Here is a 16,717-nt window from a genome sequence, read left to right on the forward strand (position 1 = left end):
GGGCGTCGTACGGGCCGGGGGCGCCGGAGGTGCGGGAGGAGCCGGCTCAGATGAGGCCGAGCTCGCGGACCGCGTCGCGCTCCTCGGCGAGCTCCTGCACGGAGGCGTCGATGCGGGCGCGGGAGAAGTCGTTGATCTCCAGGCCCTGGACGATCTCGTACTTCCCGTCCTTGGTGGTGACGGGGAAGGAGGAGATGAGGCCCTCGGGGACGCCGTAGGAGCCGTCCGACGGGACGCCCATGGAGGTCCAGTCGCCCTCGGCGGTGCCGTTGACCCAGGTGTGGACGTGGTCGATGGCGGCGTTCGCGGCGGAGGCGGCGGAGGAGGCGCCACGGGCCTCGATGATCGCGGCGCCGCGCTTGGCGACGGTCGGGATGAAGGTGTCGGCCAGCCACGCCTGGTCGTCGACGACCTCGGCGGCGTTCTTGCCGGCGATCTCCGCGTGGAAGACGTCCGGGTACTGGGTGGCGGAGTGGTTGCCCCAGATGGTGAGGCGCTTGATGTCCTCGACGGAGGTGCCGGTCTTCGCGGCGAGCTGCGACAGCGCGCGGTTGTGGTCCAGGCGGGTCATCGCGGTGAAGCGCTCGGCCGGGACGTCCGGGGCGGCGGCCTGGGCGATCAGGGCGTTGGTGTTGGCCGGGTTGCCGACGACGAGGACCTTGATGTCGTCCGCGGCGTGGTCGTTGATGGCCTTGCCCTGCGGCTTGAAGATGCCGCCGTTGGCCGCGAGCAGGTCGCCGCGCTCCATGCCCTTGGTACGGGGGCGGGCGCCGACGAGCAGCGCGACGTTGGCGCCCTCGAAGCCCTGGTTCGGGTCGTCGAAGATGTCGATGCCCTTGAGCAGCGGGAACGCGCAGTCGTCGAGCTCCATGGCGGTGCCCTCGGCGGCCTTGACGCCCTGCGGGATCTCGAGGAGGCGCAGCTTGACCGGCACGTCCGCGCCGAGCAGGTGGCCGGAGGCGATGCGGAAGAGCAGCGCGTAGCCGATCTGGCCGGCCGCGCCGGTCACGGTGACATTCACGGGAGTGCGGGTCATGGCGATCTCCGTAAGACAGCTGGCGGTGGGGGTCCCTGCCCCTGGTGCGGGATACCCCTCTTGATCGATCGGTGTCTCGACGTGAAGAGATATCCAGCGGTCAGGCTATCCGACCCGGGCCCTCCTGAATCCCCACCCCCTTGTGGTCCGGCTCACTGCCACCCGTCCGCGCGGACCGTTCCGCCCGCCCGCCGCGCGGGTCCCACCGGCCCGTCGCGCAGGCCCTGGTGCCGTCCGCGAGGGTGCCGCAGGCGCGCGCGGCCGCGCGCGGGGCGACGGCCAGCATCGGGGTGTACGCGTCGGTCTCCGTCGCCGCCGTGTCGGCGCCCTCCGGGACGGTGGCGCGCTCGGTCGCGCCCGCGACCTCGACGGAGACGGTGTCGCCGGGGGCGGCGCCGGTGATCCGGGCCCAGGAGGCCGAACAGGCGGCGCTGTGGCGGACCTCGACGCCGACGGTGCCGACGCGGACGCGTGCGACGGTGACGGCGAGGGGGCCGCCGCACCCCATGGCCTCGGGGTCCCGCCCGGCGCAGTCGGCCCCGGAGCACTTCACCCCCGCGGGGAGGCCGGTACGGGGCGGGGGGCTGGGGGCGGGGGTGGTGGGCGGTGCGGACGCGCGCCCGTCCGCGCCGGCGTCCGCCCCTTCGCCGACGCCGCCCAGGTCGACGAGGAGCAGGGCGGCGGTGACGACGAGCAGGGCGCCGAGGACCCCGGCGAGGTAGAGGAGGAGGGGCGCCCTGCGGGGGGAGGGGCTGGGGGCCCGGTCCTGATCCGGGATCGGGGCCTGGTCCTGATCCGGGGGCAGGGCCGGGCGCGGGTCCGGGGACTCGGCCGAGTACGGGTCCGGGGACCTGGCCGGGCGCAGGTCCGGGGACTTGACCGGGCGCGGGTCCGGGGACCCGGCCGGGCGCGGGTCCGGAGACCCGGCCGGGCGCAGGTCCGGTGTCTTCGCCGGGCGCTCCGGGGCGAGGCGCCGGATCCGCGTGGTGCCGTCGTCGCCGGGGCCGTCGGGAAGGTCGGCCCGGCCGGAACCGGAGCCGTCCCCCTCGGGGCCACCGGGCGCCGTCCCCTCGGGCACGACGCGTCCCCGTGTGCGCTCCCAGCGGGCCACGAGGTCGGCGGGGTCCGCGCCCGTCACCTCCGCGAGGGCGGTCACCGCGCCCCGCGGCACCGGCCGGCGTGCGTTCAGGTACGCGTCCCAGGAGGCCCGTTCGTGCCCGGTGCGTTCGGCGAGGGCCGTCACTCCGAAGCCGCTGCGGTCGATCAGGCGACGGATCCGTTCCGTGAACGCGCGCACCTCCGGGTCGAGTTCCTCCGGAAGCGCCTTCCAGCCGGGCATGCGCGGCCCCCTCGTCCCTGCTCTCGTCCCCTGTCCCGTCCGTGCACGTCGAAGGATGGCAGCTCCGGGAGCGGCGTGGGCCCCGTGCGGGGACGACGTACCGGAATGGTCACTTCCGTGCCACAGCGCGCCGACGGGCCTTGAACCGGCGTCGGCATGCACACGACCCTTGATCACGACGGCGCCCGCCCTCCCACGGGGGAGAGGGCGGGCGCCGCACCCGTCACAAGAGGCCTACGTCACCGTCAGGTGGAGGACGTCCTCCAGGAACGGGATCCGCAGCCAGGGCTTCGGCTGCACCATGAGCGCGAGCAGCACGATCAGACCGCCCATCACCCCGTACGTGATCATGTCCGTGAAGCGGGACCGGACCGCCAGCATGCCCACGGACGGCACCGCCCGCCGCATCACGGCGCCGAGCAGGAGCGCGGCCCCGACCAGGATCGTCCCCACCCGGAAGGACTGGGGGAACGGCTCCGTGCCCACCACGAGCAGCCCGGCCCCGGCCACGCAGAGGACCGTGAGCAGCGGCCACTGGCGCGCGGGCGCCGGGGCGGCGCCGGGCGCGGCGCGCCCGCCGCCCTCGGGGCGCGCGGTGTCGGTGGTGACGGTGGGCGGCCGTCGGCGCGGTCCGCGTCGCATCAGGGAGCTCCCGGGGCTCACGTCAGAGCGCCGCGGCCGCGCGCTCGGCGGCCTCGACGACGTTGACGAGGAGCTGGGCGCGGGTCATCGGGCCCACGCCGCCCGGGTTCGGGGAGATCCAGCCGGCGACCTCGGCGACGCCCGGGTGCACGTCGCCGACGATCTTCCCCTCGGCGTTGCGCGAGACGCCGACGTCGAGGACGGCCGCGCCCGGCTTCACGTCCTCGGGCCCGATCAGGTGCGGCACGCCGGCCGCCGCCACGATGATGTCGGCGTTCCGCAGGTGCGCCGCGAGGTCCCGGGTGCCGGTGTGGCACTGGGTCACGGTCGCGTTCTCGGAGCGGCGGGTGAGCAGCAGCGGCATCGAGCGCCCGATGGTGACGCCGCGCCCGACCACCACGACCTCGGCGCCGTCGATCTCCACGCCGTGGCGGCGCAGCAGGGTGATGACGCCGTTGGGGGTGCAGGGCAGCGGGGCGGGCTCGTTGAGCACCAGGCGGCCGAGGTTGGTCGGGTGCAGTCCGTCCGCGTCCTTCTCCGGGTCCATCAGCTCCAGGACGCGGTTCTCGTCGATGCCCTTGGGCAGCGGGAGCTGCACGATGTAGCCCGTGCAGGCCGGGTCCTCGTTGAGTTCCCGTACGACCGCCTCGACCTCCTCCTGGGTGGCGGTGGCCGGCAGCGTGCGCTGGATGGAGGCGATGCCGACCTCCGCGCAGTCGCGGTGCTTGCCGGCCACGTACTTCTGGCTGGCCGGGTCGTCGCCGACGAGGAGGGTGCCGAGGCCGGGCGTGACGCCCTTCTCCCCGAGGGCCGCCACACGGGCGGTCAGATCGGACTTGATCGCGGCTGCGGTGGCCTTGCCGTCGAGAATCTGGGCGCTCATGGAGCCATCTTCCCGGATGCCCCCCGCCTTCTTCCAATTCGCCCGTGCGGAGGGGGACCGGCCGCGGAACGGAAGGTTGCACTTGCACAACTCCGCGACGTATCGACTGGACAAAAAGTCGGCCTTGCGACGACGATGATCCGCGAAGTGCCGCGGAAAGTGCCGGGGGGAAATCCGCTCAAATGCCGTGAAGGTCCTCCGCGCGGGCCGCGTCGTCCCCGCACAGAGAAATTCACGGAGGAATCCCGCGATGAGCTTCGGCGACCCGAACAACCCCTACGGCCAGCCCCAGGGGCAGGGACAGCAGCCCGGTTACGGCTACCCGCAGCAGGCCCCGCAGGGCGTCCCGCAGCAGGGCTACGGCTACCCGGCGGCCCCGCCGGTCTCGCCGTACGGCGGCGGCTACCCGGGCGCGACCATGGAGATGCCCGGCGGTGTGAAGGCCGCGCGCGTGATGCTGTGGATCCTGAGCGCCCTCAACCTGCTCGGCGGCCTCGTGGTGATCGGCATGTCCTTCGCCCTCGAGGGCGAGCTGGAGAAGTCGGGCGCGAACTCCGCCGACGCGCAGGTCTTCGCCGACCTGGGCCAGGGCGTCCTGATCGTCGTGGGCGTCATCTCGCTCGTCTTCGCCGTCTTCGGCATGGTGCTGGCCGCCAAGTTCAAGTCGGGCGGCAGCGGCGTCCGCGTCGGCTCCATCGTCTGGGCCTCGATCAGCACGCTGTTCAGCCTCTTCTCGCTGCCCCTCGGCATCGTGAGCCTCGTCCTCAGCATCCTGATCATCGTCTTCGTGGCGAAGTCGGACGGCGCGGCCTGGTTCAACCGCAACAAGCAGCAGTACTGATCCGCAGACGGACGGCGGGGGCCCGGTTCCTTCAGGAACCGGGTGGGAGGTCCCGGCCCAGTAGACCCGGTGGTCCGCCGTGAGGTGGGCGAGGAGCGAGACGTCCGTCTCCACGCTCACCCCCTTCGGCACCGTCGCCAGCGCCGCCCGCGCCTGCGCGACCCGCGCGTCCGCCCGGTACGTCTCCGGCTTCGTCAGCTCCCGCAGCGGCAGGTGCGCGGCGAGCGCGAGCGCGACCGCCGTCGCCACCGGGACGACGACCCTCCCGTACGAGACGAGCCAGGCGCGCGGCGAGGTGCGCACCGCGCGGGCGCCGTCCACCAGGGCCAGGAAGACGACCGGCATGAGGATCGCGCTGTAGTGCCAGAGCATGCCCCAGTGGTTGGGGTCCTGGGAGAGGAAGCGCCAGCCCAGGGTCGGCAGGACGAGCAGGACCAGCGGGGAGCGCAGGGCGAGGAAGCCGGTGATCGCGAAGAGGTGGAGGACCATCTCCCAGCGGTCGCCGGAGGCGAGGGCGTCGCCGACGATCTGCCCGAAGGAGGTGTCGGCCCCCTCGCCGGTCTTCTCGATCTTGGACCAGTAGTCGTACTGGCCGAGGCTGCTCGCCGCCGGGATCAGGACGAGGACCGTGAGGGCGAAGGCGGCGACGCCGAAGGCGGCCAGGGCGGCGCCGAGCCGCCGGCTCCCCTTGAGGAAGAGGACCGCGCCGACCATGGCGACGGTGAGCCCCATGTCCTCCTTGACCAGGATCAGCGGGACCGCCCAGGAGGCGGCCAGGGACCAGCGGCCGAGGATCAGGGCCCGGCAGGTCAGGGCGAGCAGCGGGACGGCGAAGGCGATCTCGTGGAAGTCGGACTTCACCGCCTCCTGGAGCCCCCAGGAGAGCCCGTACGCGATCGCGAGCCCGAGGCCGGCGGCCCGGCTGCCGAGCACCTGCTGCGCGGTGCGGCCGACGACGACGGACGAGGCGGCGAAGAGCGCGGCCTGCGCGAAGAGCAGGGCGACCGGCGAGGGCCAGATCCAGTACAGCGGCGCGAGCAGGGCGGTGACCGGGCTGAAGTGGTCCCCGAGGATCGGGAAGCCGGGCCCCTTTATGTCGACGATCGGGGCCCGGAACTCGGCGTACGCGCGGACGGACTGCCCGAAGATCCCGAGGTCCCAGGAGGGGGTGCGGAAGTGCGCGTACTGCACCCAGGAGTAGAGGAAGTAGAGCGCGCAGAGGACGCCCGCGACGATCAGGTACGGGCGGAGGGGGGCGGGCGCGAGGCCGGTCGGCGCCCCGGCACCGGCCGCGTCCGGGGCCTCCGCGGCCTCCGGGGCGCTCGCCGGGGCGGGAATGCCGGCGGCGGGGGCGCCGGCGCCGACGGCCTCCTCGGGGGACTTGTTCCCTACGTCCAACATCACGCCCTCATTACCGGCGGCCGACAGAAGAGCAACCCATTAGAACAGAGACCGCCCGATCGACTGATCCACCGACGCGACGCGGACGGCCCGCCGCCCCGGGGAGGGACGGCGGGCCGTTCGCGTCACGCGGACGCGGGTCAGTGGAAGAAGTGGCGGGTGCCCGTGAAGTACATCGTCACGCCGGCCTTGGCCGCCGCCTCGACGACCAGCTCGTCGCGGACCGAGCCGCCGGGCTGCACGACCGCCTTCACGCCGGCCGCGGTGAGGATCTCCAGGCCGTCCGGGAAGGGGAAGAAGGCGTCGGAGGCGGCGTACGAGCCGCGCGCCCGCTCCTCACCCGCCCGCTCGACGGCCAGCTTGGCGGAGTCGACGCGGTTGACCTGGCCCATGCCGACGCCGACCGAGGCGCCGCCCTTGGCGAGCAGGATCGCGTTGGACTTGACCGCGCGGCAGGCCTTCCAGGCGAAGGACAGCTCGGCCAGCTCCTCGGCGGAGAGGGCGTCGCCGGTGGCGAGGGTCCAGTTCGCCGGGTCGTCGCCGTCGGCCTGGAGGCGGTCGGTGACCTGGAGCAGCGCGCCGCCGTCGACCGGCTTGACCTCGACCGGGTTGGCCGGGGCGCCCTCGGCGCGCAGCACGCGGATGTTCTTCTTCCTGGCCAGGACCTCGACCGCGCCGTCCTCGTAGGCCGGGGCGACGATGACCTCGGTGAAGATCTCCGCGACCTGCTCGGCCAGCTCGACCGTCACCGGACGGTTGACGGCGATGACGCCGCCGAACGCGGACAGCGGGTCGCAGGCGTGCGCCTTGCGGTGGGCCTCGGCGACGTCGGCGCCGATCGCGATGCCGCACGGGTTGGCGTGCTTGATGATCGCGACGCAGGGCTCGTCGTGGTCGTACGCGGCCCGGCGCGCGGCGTCGGTGTCCGTGTAGTTGTTGTACGACATCTCCTTGCCGTGCAGCTGCTCCGCCTCGGCGAGGCCGCCCGTGCCGTCGACGTAGAGGGCGGCGCCCTGGTGCGGGTTCTCGCCGTACCGCAGGACGTTCTTCCGCTCGTACGTGGCGCCCAGGAAGCCCGGGAAGCCGCTGTCGTCGGCCGCCGCATAGTCGTCCGCGAACCAGGAGGCGACGGCCACGTCGTAGGCGGCCGTGTGCCGGAAGGCCTCGCCCGCGAGCCGCTTGCGGGCGGTCAGGTCGAAGCCGCCGGACCGGACGGCGGCGAGCACGTCGCCGTACCGCTCCGGGCTGGTGACGATGGCCACGGACGGGTGGTTCTTCGCGGCGGCGCGGACCATGGAGGGGCCGCCGATGTCGATCTGCTCGACGCACTCGTCCGGGGTGGCGCCGGAGGCGACCGTCTCGCGGAACGGGTAGAGGTTCACGACGACCAGGTCGAACGGCTCCACGCCGAGCTCCGCGAGCTGCTCGCGGTGCGACTCCAGGCGCAGGTCGGCGAGGATGCCGGCGTGCACGCGCGGGTGGAGGGTCTTGACGCGCCCGTCCAGGCACTCGGGGAAGCCGGTCAGCTCCTCGACCTTGGTGACGGGAACGCCGGCCGCGGCGATCTTCCCGGCGGTGGAGCCGGTGGAGACGAGCTCGACACCGGCCTCGTGCAGGCCGCGGGCCAGGTCTTCGAGCCCCGTCTTGTCGTAGACGCTGACCAGCGCGCGGCGGATGGGCTTAACGGTGTCCGTGTTCACCGACATGAACCTTTCGTCCCTCAATGCGGTAGCCGTGCCGGGCGAGACGCCCCACGACGTCGACGAGCAGCGAGCGCTCGACTTCCTTGATGCGCTCGTGCAGAGCGGCTTCATCGTCCGTCTCCCGCACCTCGACCACGCCCTGGGCGATGATCGGGCCGGTGTCGACGCCGTCGTCGACGAAGTGGACGGTGCACCCGGTGACCTTCGCGCCGTACGCGAGGGCGTCGCGCACCCCGTGGGCACCGGGAAAACTGGGGAGCAGGGCCGGGTGGGTGTTGACGACCCGGCCGTCGAAGCGGGCGAGGAACTCCTTGCCGACGATCTTCATGAAGCCGGCCGAGACGACGAGGTCCGGCTCGTACGCGGCGGTGGCCTCCGTCAGGGCGCGGTCCCACTCCTCGCGGCTCGCGTGGTCCTTCACCCGGCACACGAAGGTCGGGAGCCCGGCGCGCTCGGCGCGCTCCAGACCGGCGATCCCGTCGCGGTCGGCGCCGACGGCGACGATCTCGGCGCCGTACCCCTCGGGGTCGGCGGCGACGGCGTCGAGGAGGGCCTGCAGGTTGGTACCGGAACCGGAGACCAGGACGACGAGGCGGGCGGCAGCCACTGGGTCACTCTTTCCGTGGTGTTTGTGCGGTCGTACGAACGAATCGTGTCGCTCGATACGGGGAACCCTACGAATGGCTCGACCGTCAGCAACGATACCGGCACACCGGACGGCCCCCACGGGACGGGGGCGAGGCAGGGCGGTAGCGTCAGGGTCCGACGCCGGACGCGCACCGGGCCGGTCGGGGGCCGGGACGGGGCCGGGCGGCGTGCAGACAGACGCAGACAGACGCAGACAGACGCAGACAGCAGTCGAGACACAGCGGAGACCACGGGTGCGGCCGTGGTCGAGACGACAGAGGGAAGACGTTCAGCAGATGCCGGAACGCCAGTCCACGGACGACAACAACCCGTTCGCGCCGCCGCCCGAGGGCCGGCCGGACCAGCCGTGGCAGCCGCGGCGACCGGAGGGCTCGGGCGGCGACGCGTCCGGGACTCCCGACCCGCCGGGCCCCTCGGACCCGTCCGGCGCGTCCGGCGCGTCCGACGGGCGCTGGAGCCCGCGCCAGCCGGGGCCCTCGGGGGACGGCTTCGGCCGCGGACCCGAGCGCCAGGGCGGCCAGGGGGGTCAGGGCGGGTCGGGACAGGGCGGGTCCGGGCGCGGCCCGGGGCTCCGCTGGGACCCGACGGACCCGGCGCAGCGGCGGGCGCGGTACGCGATCCTCGCCGGCATGTGGGGGTTCTTCTTCGCCCTCTTCGAGATCCCGGAGCTGGCCCTGCTCCTCGGCTCCCTCGGCCTCTATTGGGCGATCAGCTCGCTGCGCGCCAAGCCGAAGGGGGACGGACGGCAGGCGGCGGAGGGGACCGGCGGGGCCGCCGGGGTGTCGTCGGCGTCACAGCCGGCGTCCCAGCCCTCGCGGACTCCGGGGCGGGGCGCCTCCCCGGCGCCCGCCCCGCTGCGGGCGATGCGGACGGCCGCGATCAGCGGCCTGGTCGCGTCGAGCGTGGCCCTGGCGATCGTGGCGGGCGGCTTCACGATGCAGCTCGTCTACCGGGACTTCTACGAGTGCCGGGACGACGCCCTCACCCAGGCGGGCCGGCTGGCCTGCAACGACCTCCTGCCGAAGCCGCTGCGGGCGGGCTTCGGGGTCCGGGAGTAGCGGGACTCACGCGGCGCCGGGGCCCTCGGAGTCCTGCTCCGGCCGTGGCTCCGGTTTCGACTCCGGCTCCGGCTCCGGCTGTGGCTGCGGGTGCGGCTGTGGCTGCGGGTGCGGCTGTGGCTGCGGGTGCGGCTGTGGCTGCGGCTCCGGTTTCGTGGCGGGCTCCCAGGCCGCCGGGAGGAAGTCGTACGGCTCGTAGCCGGTGTCCCCGAAGGGATCCCCGTACAGGTCGTCGTACGGATCGCTGTCGTACGGACCCCTGCCGTACGGACCCCTGCCGTACGGGTCGGCGCCGGGCCCCGGGAGCCCCGGGGCCGCTCCGGTCCGCTGGGCCAGGAGCCGGAACCGGTTCCGGGCCCGGCCACGGTCCCGGTCACGGAGCCGCACCCACTTCAGGGAGGGCATCCGGGAGGGCTTCCCGCCGACGGTGGCGCCCTCCCCCGTCTCCGGCTCCGGCTCCATGGGGTCCGGGGCGGCCGGGACGGGGGCCGGTACGCGCTTCGGCCGCGGGGAGCGGCGGCCCCAGGCCCGTACCCCCAGCGCCGTCGGAACGCCCGCGCAGGCCCCCCACAGCAGCGCCGCGGCACCCGCCTGCCACCACACCGGGCCGAACGCGGCCAGCCGGCCGGAGCCCAGCGGGCCGCCCGCCGCCCCCGCGAGGGCGGCGACGGCCGCCGCGCACGCCCCGGCCGCGCCCAGGGCCGTCAGCACCGTGTCCCGGACGGTCCAGGTCCGCGCCGAGCGGCCCACCCGGCGCCCCAGGAGCAGGGCCGCGGCCAGCGGGACCGCCGCGGCCGACCAGTGGAGCCAGGTGCCGCGCCCCTCGGCGGGCACCGCCGCCAGGAGCGGGAAGGGCGGTACGGCCGGGTCCCCGGCGAGGCCCAGCGGGGTCGCGAGGGCGCCCGTGCCGAGGGAGAAGCCGGGCCCGAGGCCGTACGCGGCCCCCCACACGGCGGCGTTCGGCAGCAGTGCCAGGACGAGCAGCAGAACGGCCGCCCGGCCCGACCACTCCCCCGCCAGGCCCAGGAACAGGGCCTGTGCCCGGTCCGCGCGCAGGGCCAGCGAGATCGCCGCGGCCGCCGCGCCGCCGACGAGCAGCGTCACGAGGCCGAGCCCGGCCGCGCTCGGGAGGACCGCCCACCGCTGCCCGGGGAACGGGCGGCCGAGCGCCGTCCAGGCCCCCGCCGCCGCCGCGCAGGCGACGACGGCCGGCGGCCAGAGACCGGCCGTGACCAGGTCGGCGGGCAGCGGTCCGCCCTCGCTGTGGAGCACCACCGCCGCCGTGACCAGCAGGTATCCCCCGGCCACGGCGCCGATCGCGCCGCTCGGGGAGGGGCGCGGCCGGTTCCGGCCGCCGGCGCCCGGGTCGAGGGTGTCGCGGGCCGCCCGGTGGACGAGCCAGACGGGCAGGGCGGTGAGGAGGAGCGGGACGACGCCGAGGGGCGCGGGCAGGTCGGAGAGGGTGTCCGTACGGATCAGGTCCACGCCGTGGGCGAGCAGCCAGAGCCCGGCGGCGGCGTGCAGGACGTCGTGGGGGCCGCCGTCGGGGAACGGGGAGCTGATCCAGGCCGCGATCACCAGGACCGCGAGGGCGCCGAGGCCCAGTCCGGCGGCGACCCCGCCCCGGACGCAGGCGGCGGCGAGCGCGGCGGAGCGGCCGCCCTGGACCAGGGGATGCTCGGTCACGTGGGTCACGGGGCCATGCTCCCAACGACACGCGCTTTCGCCGCGTAACGGGCAAACATCCGTTGTGTCGCCCAAGATACGTTTATGTACTTTTCCGCCCAGAGAAGCTCTGCGGGAGGTCGACGCCCATGAGCCGGAGCACCGCGGATTCCACCCCCTCCGCCACCCTGCCGACCCCCAAGGAGCGGCGCCGGTTGCGCGAGGCCCTCGCCCTGAGCGAGGAGCAGGTCGCCGAGGCCTTGGGCGTCACGAAAGCCACGGTCAAGGCGTGGGAGAACGGGCGCTCGGCGCCCCGCGGACGCAAGCGCGAGGCGTACGCGAAGCTGCTGCTCGGCACGGGCGGCCCGTCCCCTGCGCCCGCCCCCGCCGGGGGGACCGGGACACGACGGCCGGAAGCGCGGCCCCCCGTGCCCGGGACGAAAGCGACGCCCGAGCCGGCCACGGCCCCCGGCCCGGGAGCGGCCCCTGGCCCGGGAGCGGCGTCCGAACCGGGAGCCGCGTCCGGATCCGGCGCCGCGTCCGAGCCCGGAGCCACGTCCGAACCCGAAACCGCGTCCGAACCCGGAGCCGCGTCCGAGCCCGGAGCCGCGTCCGGGCCGGAAACGGCCGTCGCAAGCGCCGGGGTCACTCCTTCGGCCCCCTCCTCCCCTGTCTCTTCCCGGCGCCCCGCCGGCGACCGGGTCCGGGGCGCGGACGGGCGGGACGCCGAGCCGACCCGGGTCCTTCCTCCCGTACCGGCCGGTGACGGGGTCTCCATGCCGGCGGAGCGCCTGAAACCGGGCGCGCCGGAGGAGGCGGACGCCGCGCCGGGCCTCACCCCCGAAGAGGCGTTCGACGCGCTCTACGCGCACGCCGCGCCCGGCCTCGTCCATCAGACGTTCTTGCTCACCGGCCGCCGGGCGCTCTCCCGGGAGAGCGTCGAGCGCGCCTTCCAGCAGGCGTGGCAGCGCTGGCCCGAGGTCGCGGTCGACGCGGACCCGGTGGGCTGGGTGCGGGCGGCGGCGTACGAGTACGCCCTCTCCCCCTGGCACCGGCTGCGCCGCGCCCACAAGCACCCCGACGCCCCTTCGGCCGAGGCGGGCCGGCGGGGACAGGAGCTGCTCTCCGCGCTGCTCGAACTGCCGCCGCCGTACCGCCGCACCGTGCTGCTCTACGACGGCCTCGGCCTCGACCTGCCGGACACGGCGGCCGAGACGGAGGCGAGCACCCCCGCCGCCGCCAACCGGCTGCTGCACGCGCGCACGGTCCTCGGCCGGAAGGACCCCGACCTCGCCGAGCCCGAGGAGCTGCGCCGGCGGCTGGACGCGCTGGTCGCGGAGGAGCCGGTGGCGGACCTCCCGGCGGCCCGCGCGGTCCGGACCGGCAGCGAGCACCGGATCCGCACCTGGACGCGGGCGGTGGTCGGCGTGACGGCGGTCCTCGTCGCGATGACCGGTTTCACGGCCGTGACCGCGCCGACCCGGTACGTCCCGGTGAACGCGCCGGGCGAGACCGTCAACGGGGTGCCGGTGCGCGGCGGCCCGGAGAAGCTCAGGCCCGAGGACCTGGAGCTCCGCGACCGGCTGCGCTCCGAACCGAACCCGGGCCCCGAGCGCCTGGTCCCGGTGGCCGGGTGACCACCCGTTCGCGAACAAGCCCGTACGCGAGTGGCTCCGTACGCCAGTGGGCCCGTACGCGCATGGGCCCGTACACGCGTGGGCCCCGCCCCCGCCCGGTTTCCCGGGAGGGGCGGGGCCCACGCGCTGTGCGGTGGCGGCGGCGTCAGCCCGCGAGGATCGCGCGCGCCAGCTTGGCCGTCTCGGTCGGGGTCTTGCCGACCTTGACGCCCGCGGCCTCCAGGGCCTCCTTCTTCGCCTGGGCGGTGCCGGAGGAGCCGGAGACGATGGCGCCGGCGTGGCCCATGGTCTTGCCCTCGGGCGCGGTGAAGCCCGCGACGTAGCCGACGACCGGCTTGGTGACGTTGGCCTTGATGAAGTCGGCCGCACGCTCCTCGGCGTCGCCGCCGATCTCGCCGATCATGACGATCAGGTCGGTCTCCGGGTCGGCCTCGAAGGCCGCCAGGGCGTCGATGTGCGTGGTGCCGATGACCGGGTCGCCACCGATGCCGACGGCGGACGAGAAGCCGATGTCACGGAGCTCGTACATCATCTGGTACGTCAGCGTGCCGGACTTCGAGACCAGGCCGATGCGGCCCGGCTTCGTGATGTCGCCCGGGATGATGCCGGCGTTGGACTGGCCCGGCGTGATGAGACCGGGGCAGTTCGGGCCGATGAGGCGGGTCTTGTTGCCCTTCTCCACGGCGTACGCGTAGAACGCGGCGGAGTCGTGGACGGCGATGCCCTCGGTGATGACGACCGCGAGGGGGATCTCGGCGTCGATGGCCTCGACGACGGCGGCCTTCGCGAAGGCCGGCGGCACGAAGAGGACCGAGACGTCGGCGCCGGTCTCCTTGATGGCCTCGGCGACGGTGCCGAAGACCGGCACCTCGGTGCCGTCGAAGTCGACCTTGGTGCCGGCCTTGCGCGGGTTCACGCCGCCGACGATGTTGGTGCCGTCACCCAGCATGAGCTTGGTGTGCTTCATGCCCGTGGCACCGGTCATGCCCTGGACGATGACCTTGCTGTCCTTGTTGAGGAAGATAGCCATGGCTCTGGTGTCCCTCGTCCCTTACTTCGCAGCCGCGAGCTCGGCGGCCTTGTCGGCCGCTCCGTCCATGGTGTCCACGCGCTGCACCAGCGGGTGGTTGGCGTCCGACAGGATCTTGCGACCCAGCTCGGCGTTGTTGCCGTCGAGGCGCACGACCAGCGGCTTGGTGACCTCCTCGCCCTTGGAGGCGAGGAGCTCCAGGGCCTGGACGATGCCGTTGGCGACCTCGTCGCAGGCGGTGATGCCGCCGAAGACGTTGACGAACACGGACTTGACGTCCGGGTCGCCCAGGATGATCTCCAGGCCGTTCGCCATGACCTCGGCGGAGGCGCCGCCGCCGATGTCGAGGAAGTTGGCGGGCTTCACGCCGCCGTGGTTCTCACCGGCGTACGCGACGACGTCCAGGGTCGACATGACCAGGCCGGCGCCGTTGCCGATGATGCCGACCTCGCCGTCGAGCTTGACGTAGTTGAGGCCCTTGGCCTTGGCCGCGGCCTCGAGCGGGTTGGCCGCCGCCTTGTCCTCCAGGGCCTCGTGCCCGGGCTGGCGGAAGTCGGCGTTCTCGTCGAGGGAGACCTTGCCGTCGAGGGCCAGGATGTCGCCGGAGGCGACCTTGGCCAGCGGGTTCACCTCGACGAGGAGCGCGTCCTCGGCGACGAAGGTGTCCCACAGGGTCACGAGGACCTCGGCGACCTTCTCGGCCACGTCGGCCGGGAACTGCGCCAGGGCCACGATCTCGCGGGCCTTCTCGATGTCGACGCCCTTGTTGGAGTCGACCGGCACCTTGGCGAGCTTCTCGGGGGTCGTCGCGGCGACCTCCTCGATGTCCATGCCGCCGGCGACGGAGGCCATCGCCAGGAAGGTGCGGTTGGTGCGGTCGAGGAGGTACGAGACGTAGTACTCCTCGACGATCTCCGGAGCGGTCTCCGCGATCATCACCTTGTGGACCGTGTGGCCCTTGATGTCCATCCCGAGGATGTCCGTCGCGCGGGCGACGGCCTCGTCCGGGGTGGCGGCCAGCTTCACGCCGCCGGCCTTGCCGCGGCCGCCGACCTTCACCTGCGCCTTGACGACCGACTTGCCGCCAAGACGCTCGGTGGCCTCGCGCGCCGCCTCAGGCGTGTCGATGACTTCACCGGCCAGCACCGGTACACCGTGCTTGGCGAAGAGGTCCCTCGCCTGGTACTCGAACAGGTCCACGCGCGTCCGTCCCTTTTCTGATGATCGCGGTTCGTTGTCTGCGTGGGCGTGCCGCGGAGGGCAACGTGACTGCTCTGTCACAAGGGAGGCGTACACGGTGTCCGTGGACGCGGCATGTCCGTCTCGCAGGTTATCGCCGTGTGCCGTGGGTCCCTAAATCGCAGATCACAGGAGAGCGGTGATACGGGTCACAGGGCGTGAGGGCGGCGGGACCGTCCGCGGGGGTCGCGGGAGGGCGGCCCGCGGCGGTCGTGGCAGGCGGGGCCCGGGGTTCCGGCTGCTCACGGCGCGCGGGGCGGCGGAGTGAGGGGCGCCTCGAGGCCGCTGTGATATGGGACTCAGTCGCTCTCCGTCCACCCGTGCGAGTGGCCCGCGACGACGGATTCCGCACTCCGGGTCGCCCCGCGGAGGTCAGCCGGCGGGTATCGGCAGGGGGCGCTTCTCCAGGGCGGCGGCCATGATCTCCGGAAAGAGGTCGGGGGTGCAGGCGAAGGCCGGGACGCCCAGCGCGGCGAGCTCTGCGGCCCGGTCGCGGTCGTAGGCGGGGGTGCCCTCGTCGGAGAGCGCGAGCAGGGCCACGAACTGCGTGCCGGCGGCCTTCATCGCCGCGATCCGCTTCGTCAGTCCGCCGCGGATGCCGCCCTCGTACAGGTCGCTGACGAGGACGACGACGGTGTCGGCGGGGCGGGTGATGCCCGCCTGGCAGTGGGCGAGGGCCCGGTCGATGTCGGTGCCGCCGCCGAGCCGGGTTCCGAAGAGGACGTCGACGGGGTCGTCCAGCCGGTCGGTCAGGTCGACGACGGAGGTGTCGAAGACGACGAGCCGGGTGGCGAGCGTCCGCAGGGAGGCGAGGACCGCGGCGAAGACGGCGGCGTGGACGACGGAGGCCGCCATGGAGCCGGACTGGTCGACGCAGAGCACGACCTCCTTCCGTACGCCCCGGGCGGCGCGGGCGTGGCCGACGAGCCGCTCGGGGACGACCGTGCGGTGCTCGGGCAGGTGGTTCTTGAGGTTGGCGCGGATCGTGCGGTTCCAGTCGACGTCCCGGTGGCGGGGCCGGCTGGTGCGGGCGGAGCGGTCGAGCGCGCCGGTGAGGGTGGCGCGGGTGCGGGCGGCGAGGCGCTCCGTCAGGTCGTCGGCGACCTTGCGGACGACGGCGCGTGCGGTCTCCCTGGTGGTCTCGGGCATGGCCTCGCGGAGGGAGAGGAGGGTGCCGACGAGGTGCACGTCGGGCTCGACGGCCGCCAGCATCTCCGGCTCCAGGAGGAGGGTGGCGAGGCCGAGCCGGTCGATCGCGTCGCGCTGCATGACCTGGACGACGGGGGCGGGGAAGTACGTGCGGATGTCGCCGAGCCAGCGGACGACGGAGGGCGCGGAGGCGCCGAGCCCTGCCGTACGGCTCCGCCCGGGGCCGGTGACGGTGCCGGGGCCGGTGCTCGTGCGGTCGCGGTTGTGGCCGTGGTCGTCCGGGTGCCGGTCGTAGAGGGCGGCGAGGGCTCCGTCCACGGCGGCGTCGGTCCCGGTGAGCGTCCGCCCGGTGCCGTCGGCACCGTCCCCGCCGAGGACGAGCCGCCAGCGACGCAGCCGCTCGTCGGCGGGGTCGGGGGCCGCGGGGGTTGTGGGGGCCGCGGGGG

General features: G+C 74.2%; 12 protein-coding genes and 2 pseudogenes. 3 read left to right on the forward strand and 11 right to left on the reverse strand.

Annotation, left to right across the window (positions count from 1 at the left end):
* Positions 1-46 precede the first annotated feature (46 nt).
* The 7 genes and pseudogenes from OO47_RS20315 to purN form a co-directional block, all read right to left on the reverse strand.
* Positions 47-1,036 carry a malate dehydrogenase gene (locus tag OO47_RS20315; RefSeq protein ID WP_030218213.1) on the reverse strand — a complete coding sequence of 330 codons (990 nt, stop codon included), beginning with the start codon at positions 1,034-1,036 and terminating at the stop codon, positions 47-49.
* A gap of 100 nt (positions 1,037-1,136) precedes the next feature.
* Positions 1,137-2,375: a helix-turn-helix domain-containing protein gene (locus tag OO47_RS33455; protein ID WP_063831920.1), complete on the reverse strand. Its 1,239-nt coding sequence runs from the start codon at positions 2,373-2,375 to the stop codon at positions 1,137-1,139.
* Positions 2,376-2,609: 234 nt separating this feature from the next.
* Positions 2,610-3,005: pseudogene (locus OO47_RS20325) on the reverse strand (DUF3017 domain-containing protein); the annotation flags it as partial.
* Positions 3,006-3,039: 34 nt separating this feature from the next.
* Positions 3,040-3,900: a bifunctional methylenetetrahydrofolate dehydrogenase/methenyltetrahydrofolate cyclohydrolase gene (locus OO47_RS20330; RefSeq protein ID WP_030218217.1), complete on the reverse strand. Its 861-nt coding sequence runs from the start codon at positions 3,898-3,900 to the stop codon at positions 3,040-3,042.
* 232 nt (positions 3,901-4,132) lie between these two features.
* On the reverse strand, positions 4,133-6,142 hold the full coding sequence (locus tag OO47_RS35230) for a DUF2079 domain-containing protein (RefSeq protein ID WP_234323239.1): 2,010 nt from the start codon (positions 6,140-6,142) through the stop codon (positions 4,133-4,135).
* A 140-nt stretch (positions 6,143-6,282) separates the two neighbouring features.
* The gene (purH, locus tag OO47_RS20355) at positions 6,283-7,848 is read right to left on the reverse strand and encodes a bifunctional phosphoribosylaminoimidazolecarboxamide formyltransferase/IMP cyclohydrolase (protein WP_030218226.1); all 1,566 of its coding nucleotides are present in this window, start codon (positions 7,846-7,848) and stop codon (positions 6,283-6,285) included.
* Complete coding sequence (purN, locus tag OO47_RS20360) at positions 7,823-8,452, reverse strand: phosphoribosylglycinamide formyltransferase (RefSeq protein WP_030218228.1); 630 nt, start codon at positions 8,450-8,452, stop codon at positions 7,823-7,825. The genes purH and purN overlap by 26 nt, the downstream gene beginning before the upstream one ends.
* Positions 8,453-8,768: 316 nt before the next feature.
* Here purN and OO47_RS20365 point away from each other — a divergent pair, with 316 nt between their 5' ends.
* Positions 8,769-9,551, forward strand: coding sequence for a hypothetical protein (locus OO47_RS20365; RefSeq protein WP_030218231.1), 783 nt, complete (start codon positions 8,769-8,771; stop codon positions 9,549-9,551).
* A 6-nt stretch (positions 9,552-9,557) separates the two neighbouring features.
* Here OO47_RS20365 and OO47_RS33460 read toward each other — a convergent pair whose 3' ends face one another.
* Positions 9,558-11,246 (reverse strand): cell division protein PerM, encoded by a 1,689-nt coding sequence (locus OO47_RS33460; protein WP_234323240.1) that lies wholly within the window; start codon positions 11,244-11,246, stop codon positions 9,558-9,560.
* A gap of 119 nt (positions 11,247-11,365) precedes the next feature.
* Between OO47_RS33460 and OO47_RS38615 the strand changes: the two are divergent.
* Positions 11,366-11,554: pseudogene (locus OO47_RS38615) on the forward strand (helix-turn-helix domain-containing protein); the annotation flags it as partial.
* A 438-nt stretch (positions 11,555-11,992) separates the two neighbouring features.
* Positions 11,993-12,853: a sigma factor-like helix-turn-helix DNA-binding protein gene (locus OO47_RS38620; RefSeq protein WP_324606523.1), complete on the forward strand. Its 861-nt coding sequence runs from the start codon at positions 11,993-11,995 to the stop codon at positions 12,851-12,853.
* A 145-nt stretch (positions 12,854-12,998) separates the two neighbouring features.
* On the opposite strand, the gene sucD is transcribed toward OO47_RS38620, so the two are convergent.
* From sucD to OO47_RS20390, 3 genes are all read right to left on the reverse strand, one after another.
* Positions 12,999-13,883 (reverse strand): succinate--CoA ligase subunit alpha, encoded by an 885-nt coding sequence (gene sucD, locus OO47_RS20380; RefSeq protein WP_030218244.1) that lies wholly within the window; start codon positions 13,881-13,883, stop codon positions 12,999-13,001.
* Between the two features lie 21 nt (positions 13,884-13,904).
* The gene (sucC, locus tag OO47_RS20385) at positions 13,905-15,083 is read right to left on the reverse strand and encodes an ADP-forming succinate--CoA ligase subunit beta (RefSeq protein ID WP_030218247.1); all 1,179 of its coding nucleotides are present in this window, start codon (positions 15,081-15,083) and stop codon (positions 13,905-13,907) included.
* Positions 15,084-15,494: 411 nt separating this feature from the next.
* Positions 15,495-16,667: a VWA domain-containing protein gene (locus OO47_RS20390; protein ID WP_037665143.1), complete on the reverse strand. Its 1,173-nt coding sequence runs from the start codon at positions 16,665-16,667 to the stop codon at positions 15,495-15,497.
* Between the last annotated feature and the right edge of the window lie 50 nt (positions 16,668-16,717).

The sequence above is a fragment of the Streptomyces bikiniensis genome, assembly GCF_000716625.1.
In the GTDB taxonomy this organism is placed as follows: Bacteria; Actinomycetota; Actinomycetes; order Streptomycetales; family Streptomycetaceae; genus Streptomyces; species Streptomyces bikiniensis.

Excerpts from the sequence above, each read along its gene's own strand:
- OO47_RS20330 (WP_030218217.1), bottom strand. The coding sequence starts at position 3,900 with ATGAGCGCCCAGATTCTCGACGGCAAGGCCACCGCAGCCGCGATCAAG.
- OO47_RS20365 (WP_030218231.1), top strand. The coding sequence starts at position 8,769 with ATGCCGGAACGCCAGTCCACGGACGACAACAACCCGTTCGCGCCGCCG.
- OO47_RS33455 (WP_063831920.1), bottom strand. The coding sequence starts at position 2,375 with ATGCCCGGCTGGAAGGCGCTTCCGGAGGAACTCGACCCGGAGGTGCGC.
- OO47_RS20315 (WP_030218213.1), bottom strand. The coding sequence starts at position 1,036 with ATGACCCGCACTCCCGTGAATGTCACCGTGACCGGCGCGGCCGGCCAG.
- purH (WP_030218226.1), bottom strand. The coding sequence starts at position 7,848 with ATGTCGGTGAACACGGACACCGTTAAGCCCATCCGCCGCGCGCTGGTC.
- OO47_RS35230 (WP_234323239.1), bottom strand. The coding sequence starts at position 6,142 with ATGTTGGACGTAGGGAACAAGTCCCCCGAGGAGGCCGTCGGCGCCGGC.
- sucD (WP_030218244.1), bottom strand. The coding sequence starts at position 13,883 with ATGGCTATCTTCCTCAACAAGGACAGCAAGGTCATCGTCCAGGGCATG.
- OO47_RS38620 (WP_324606523.1), top strand. The coding sequence starts at position 11,993 with ATGCCGGCGGAGCGCCTGAAACCGGGCGCGCCGGAGGAGGCGGACGCC.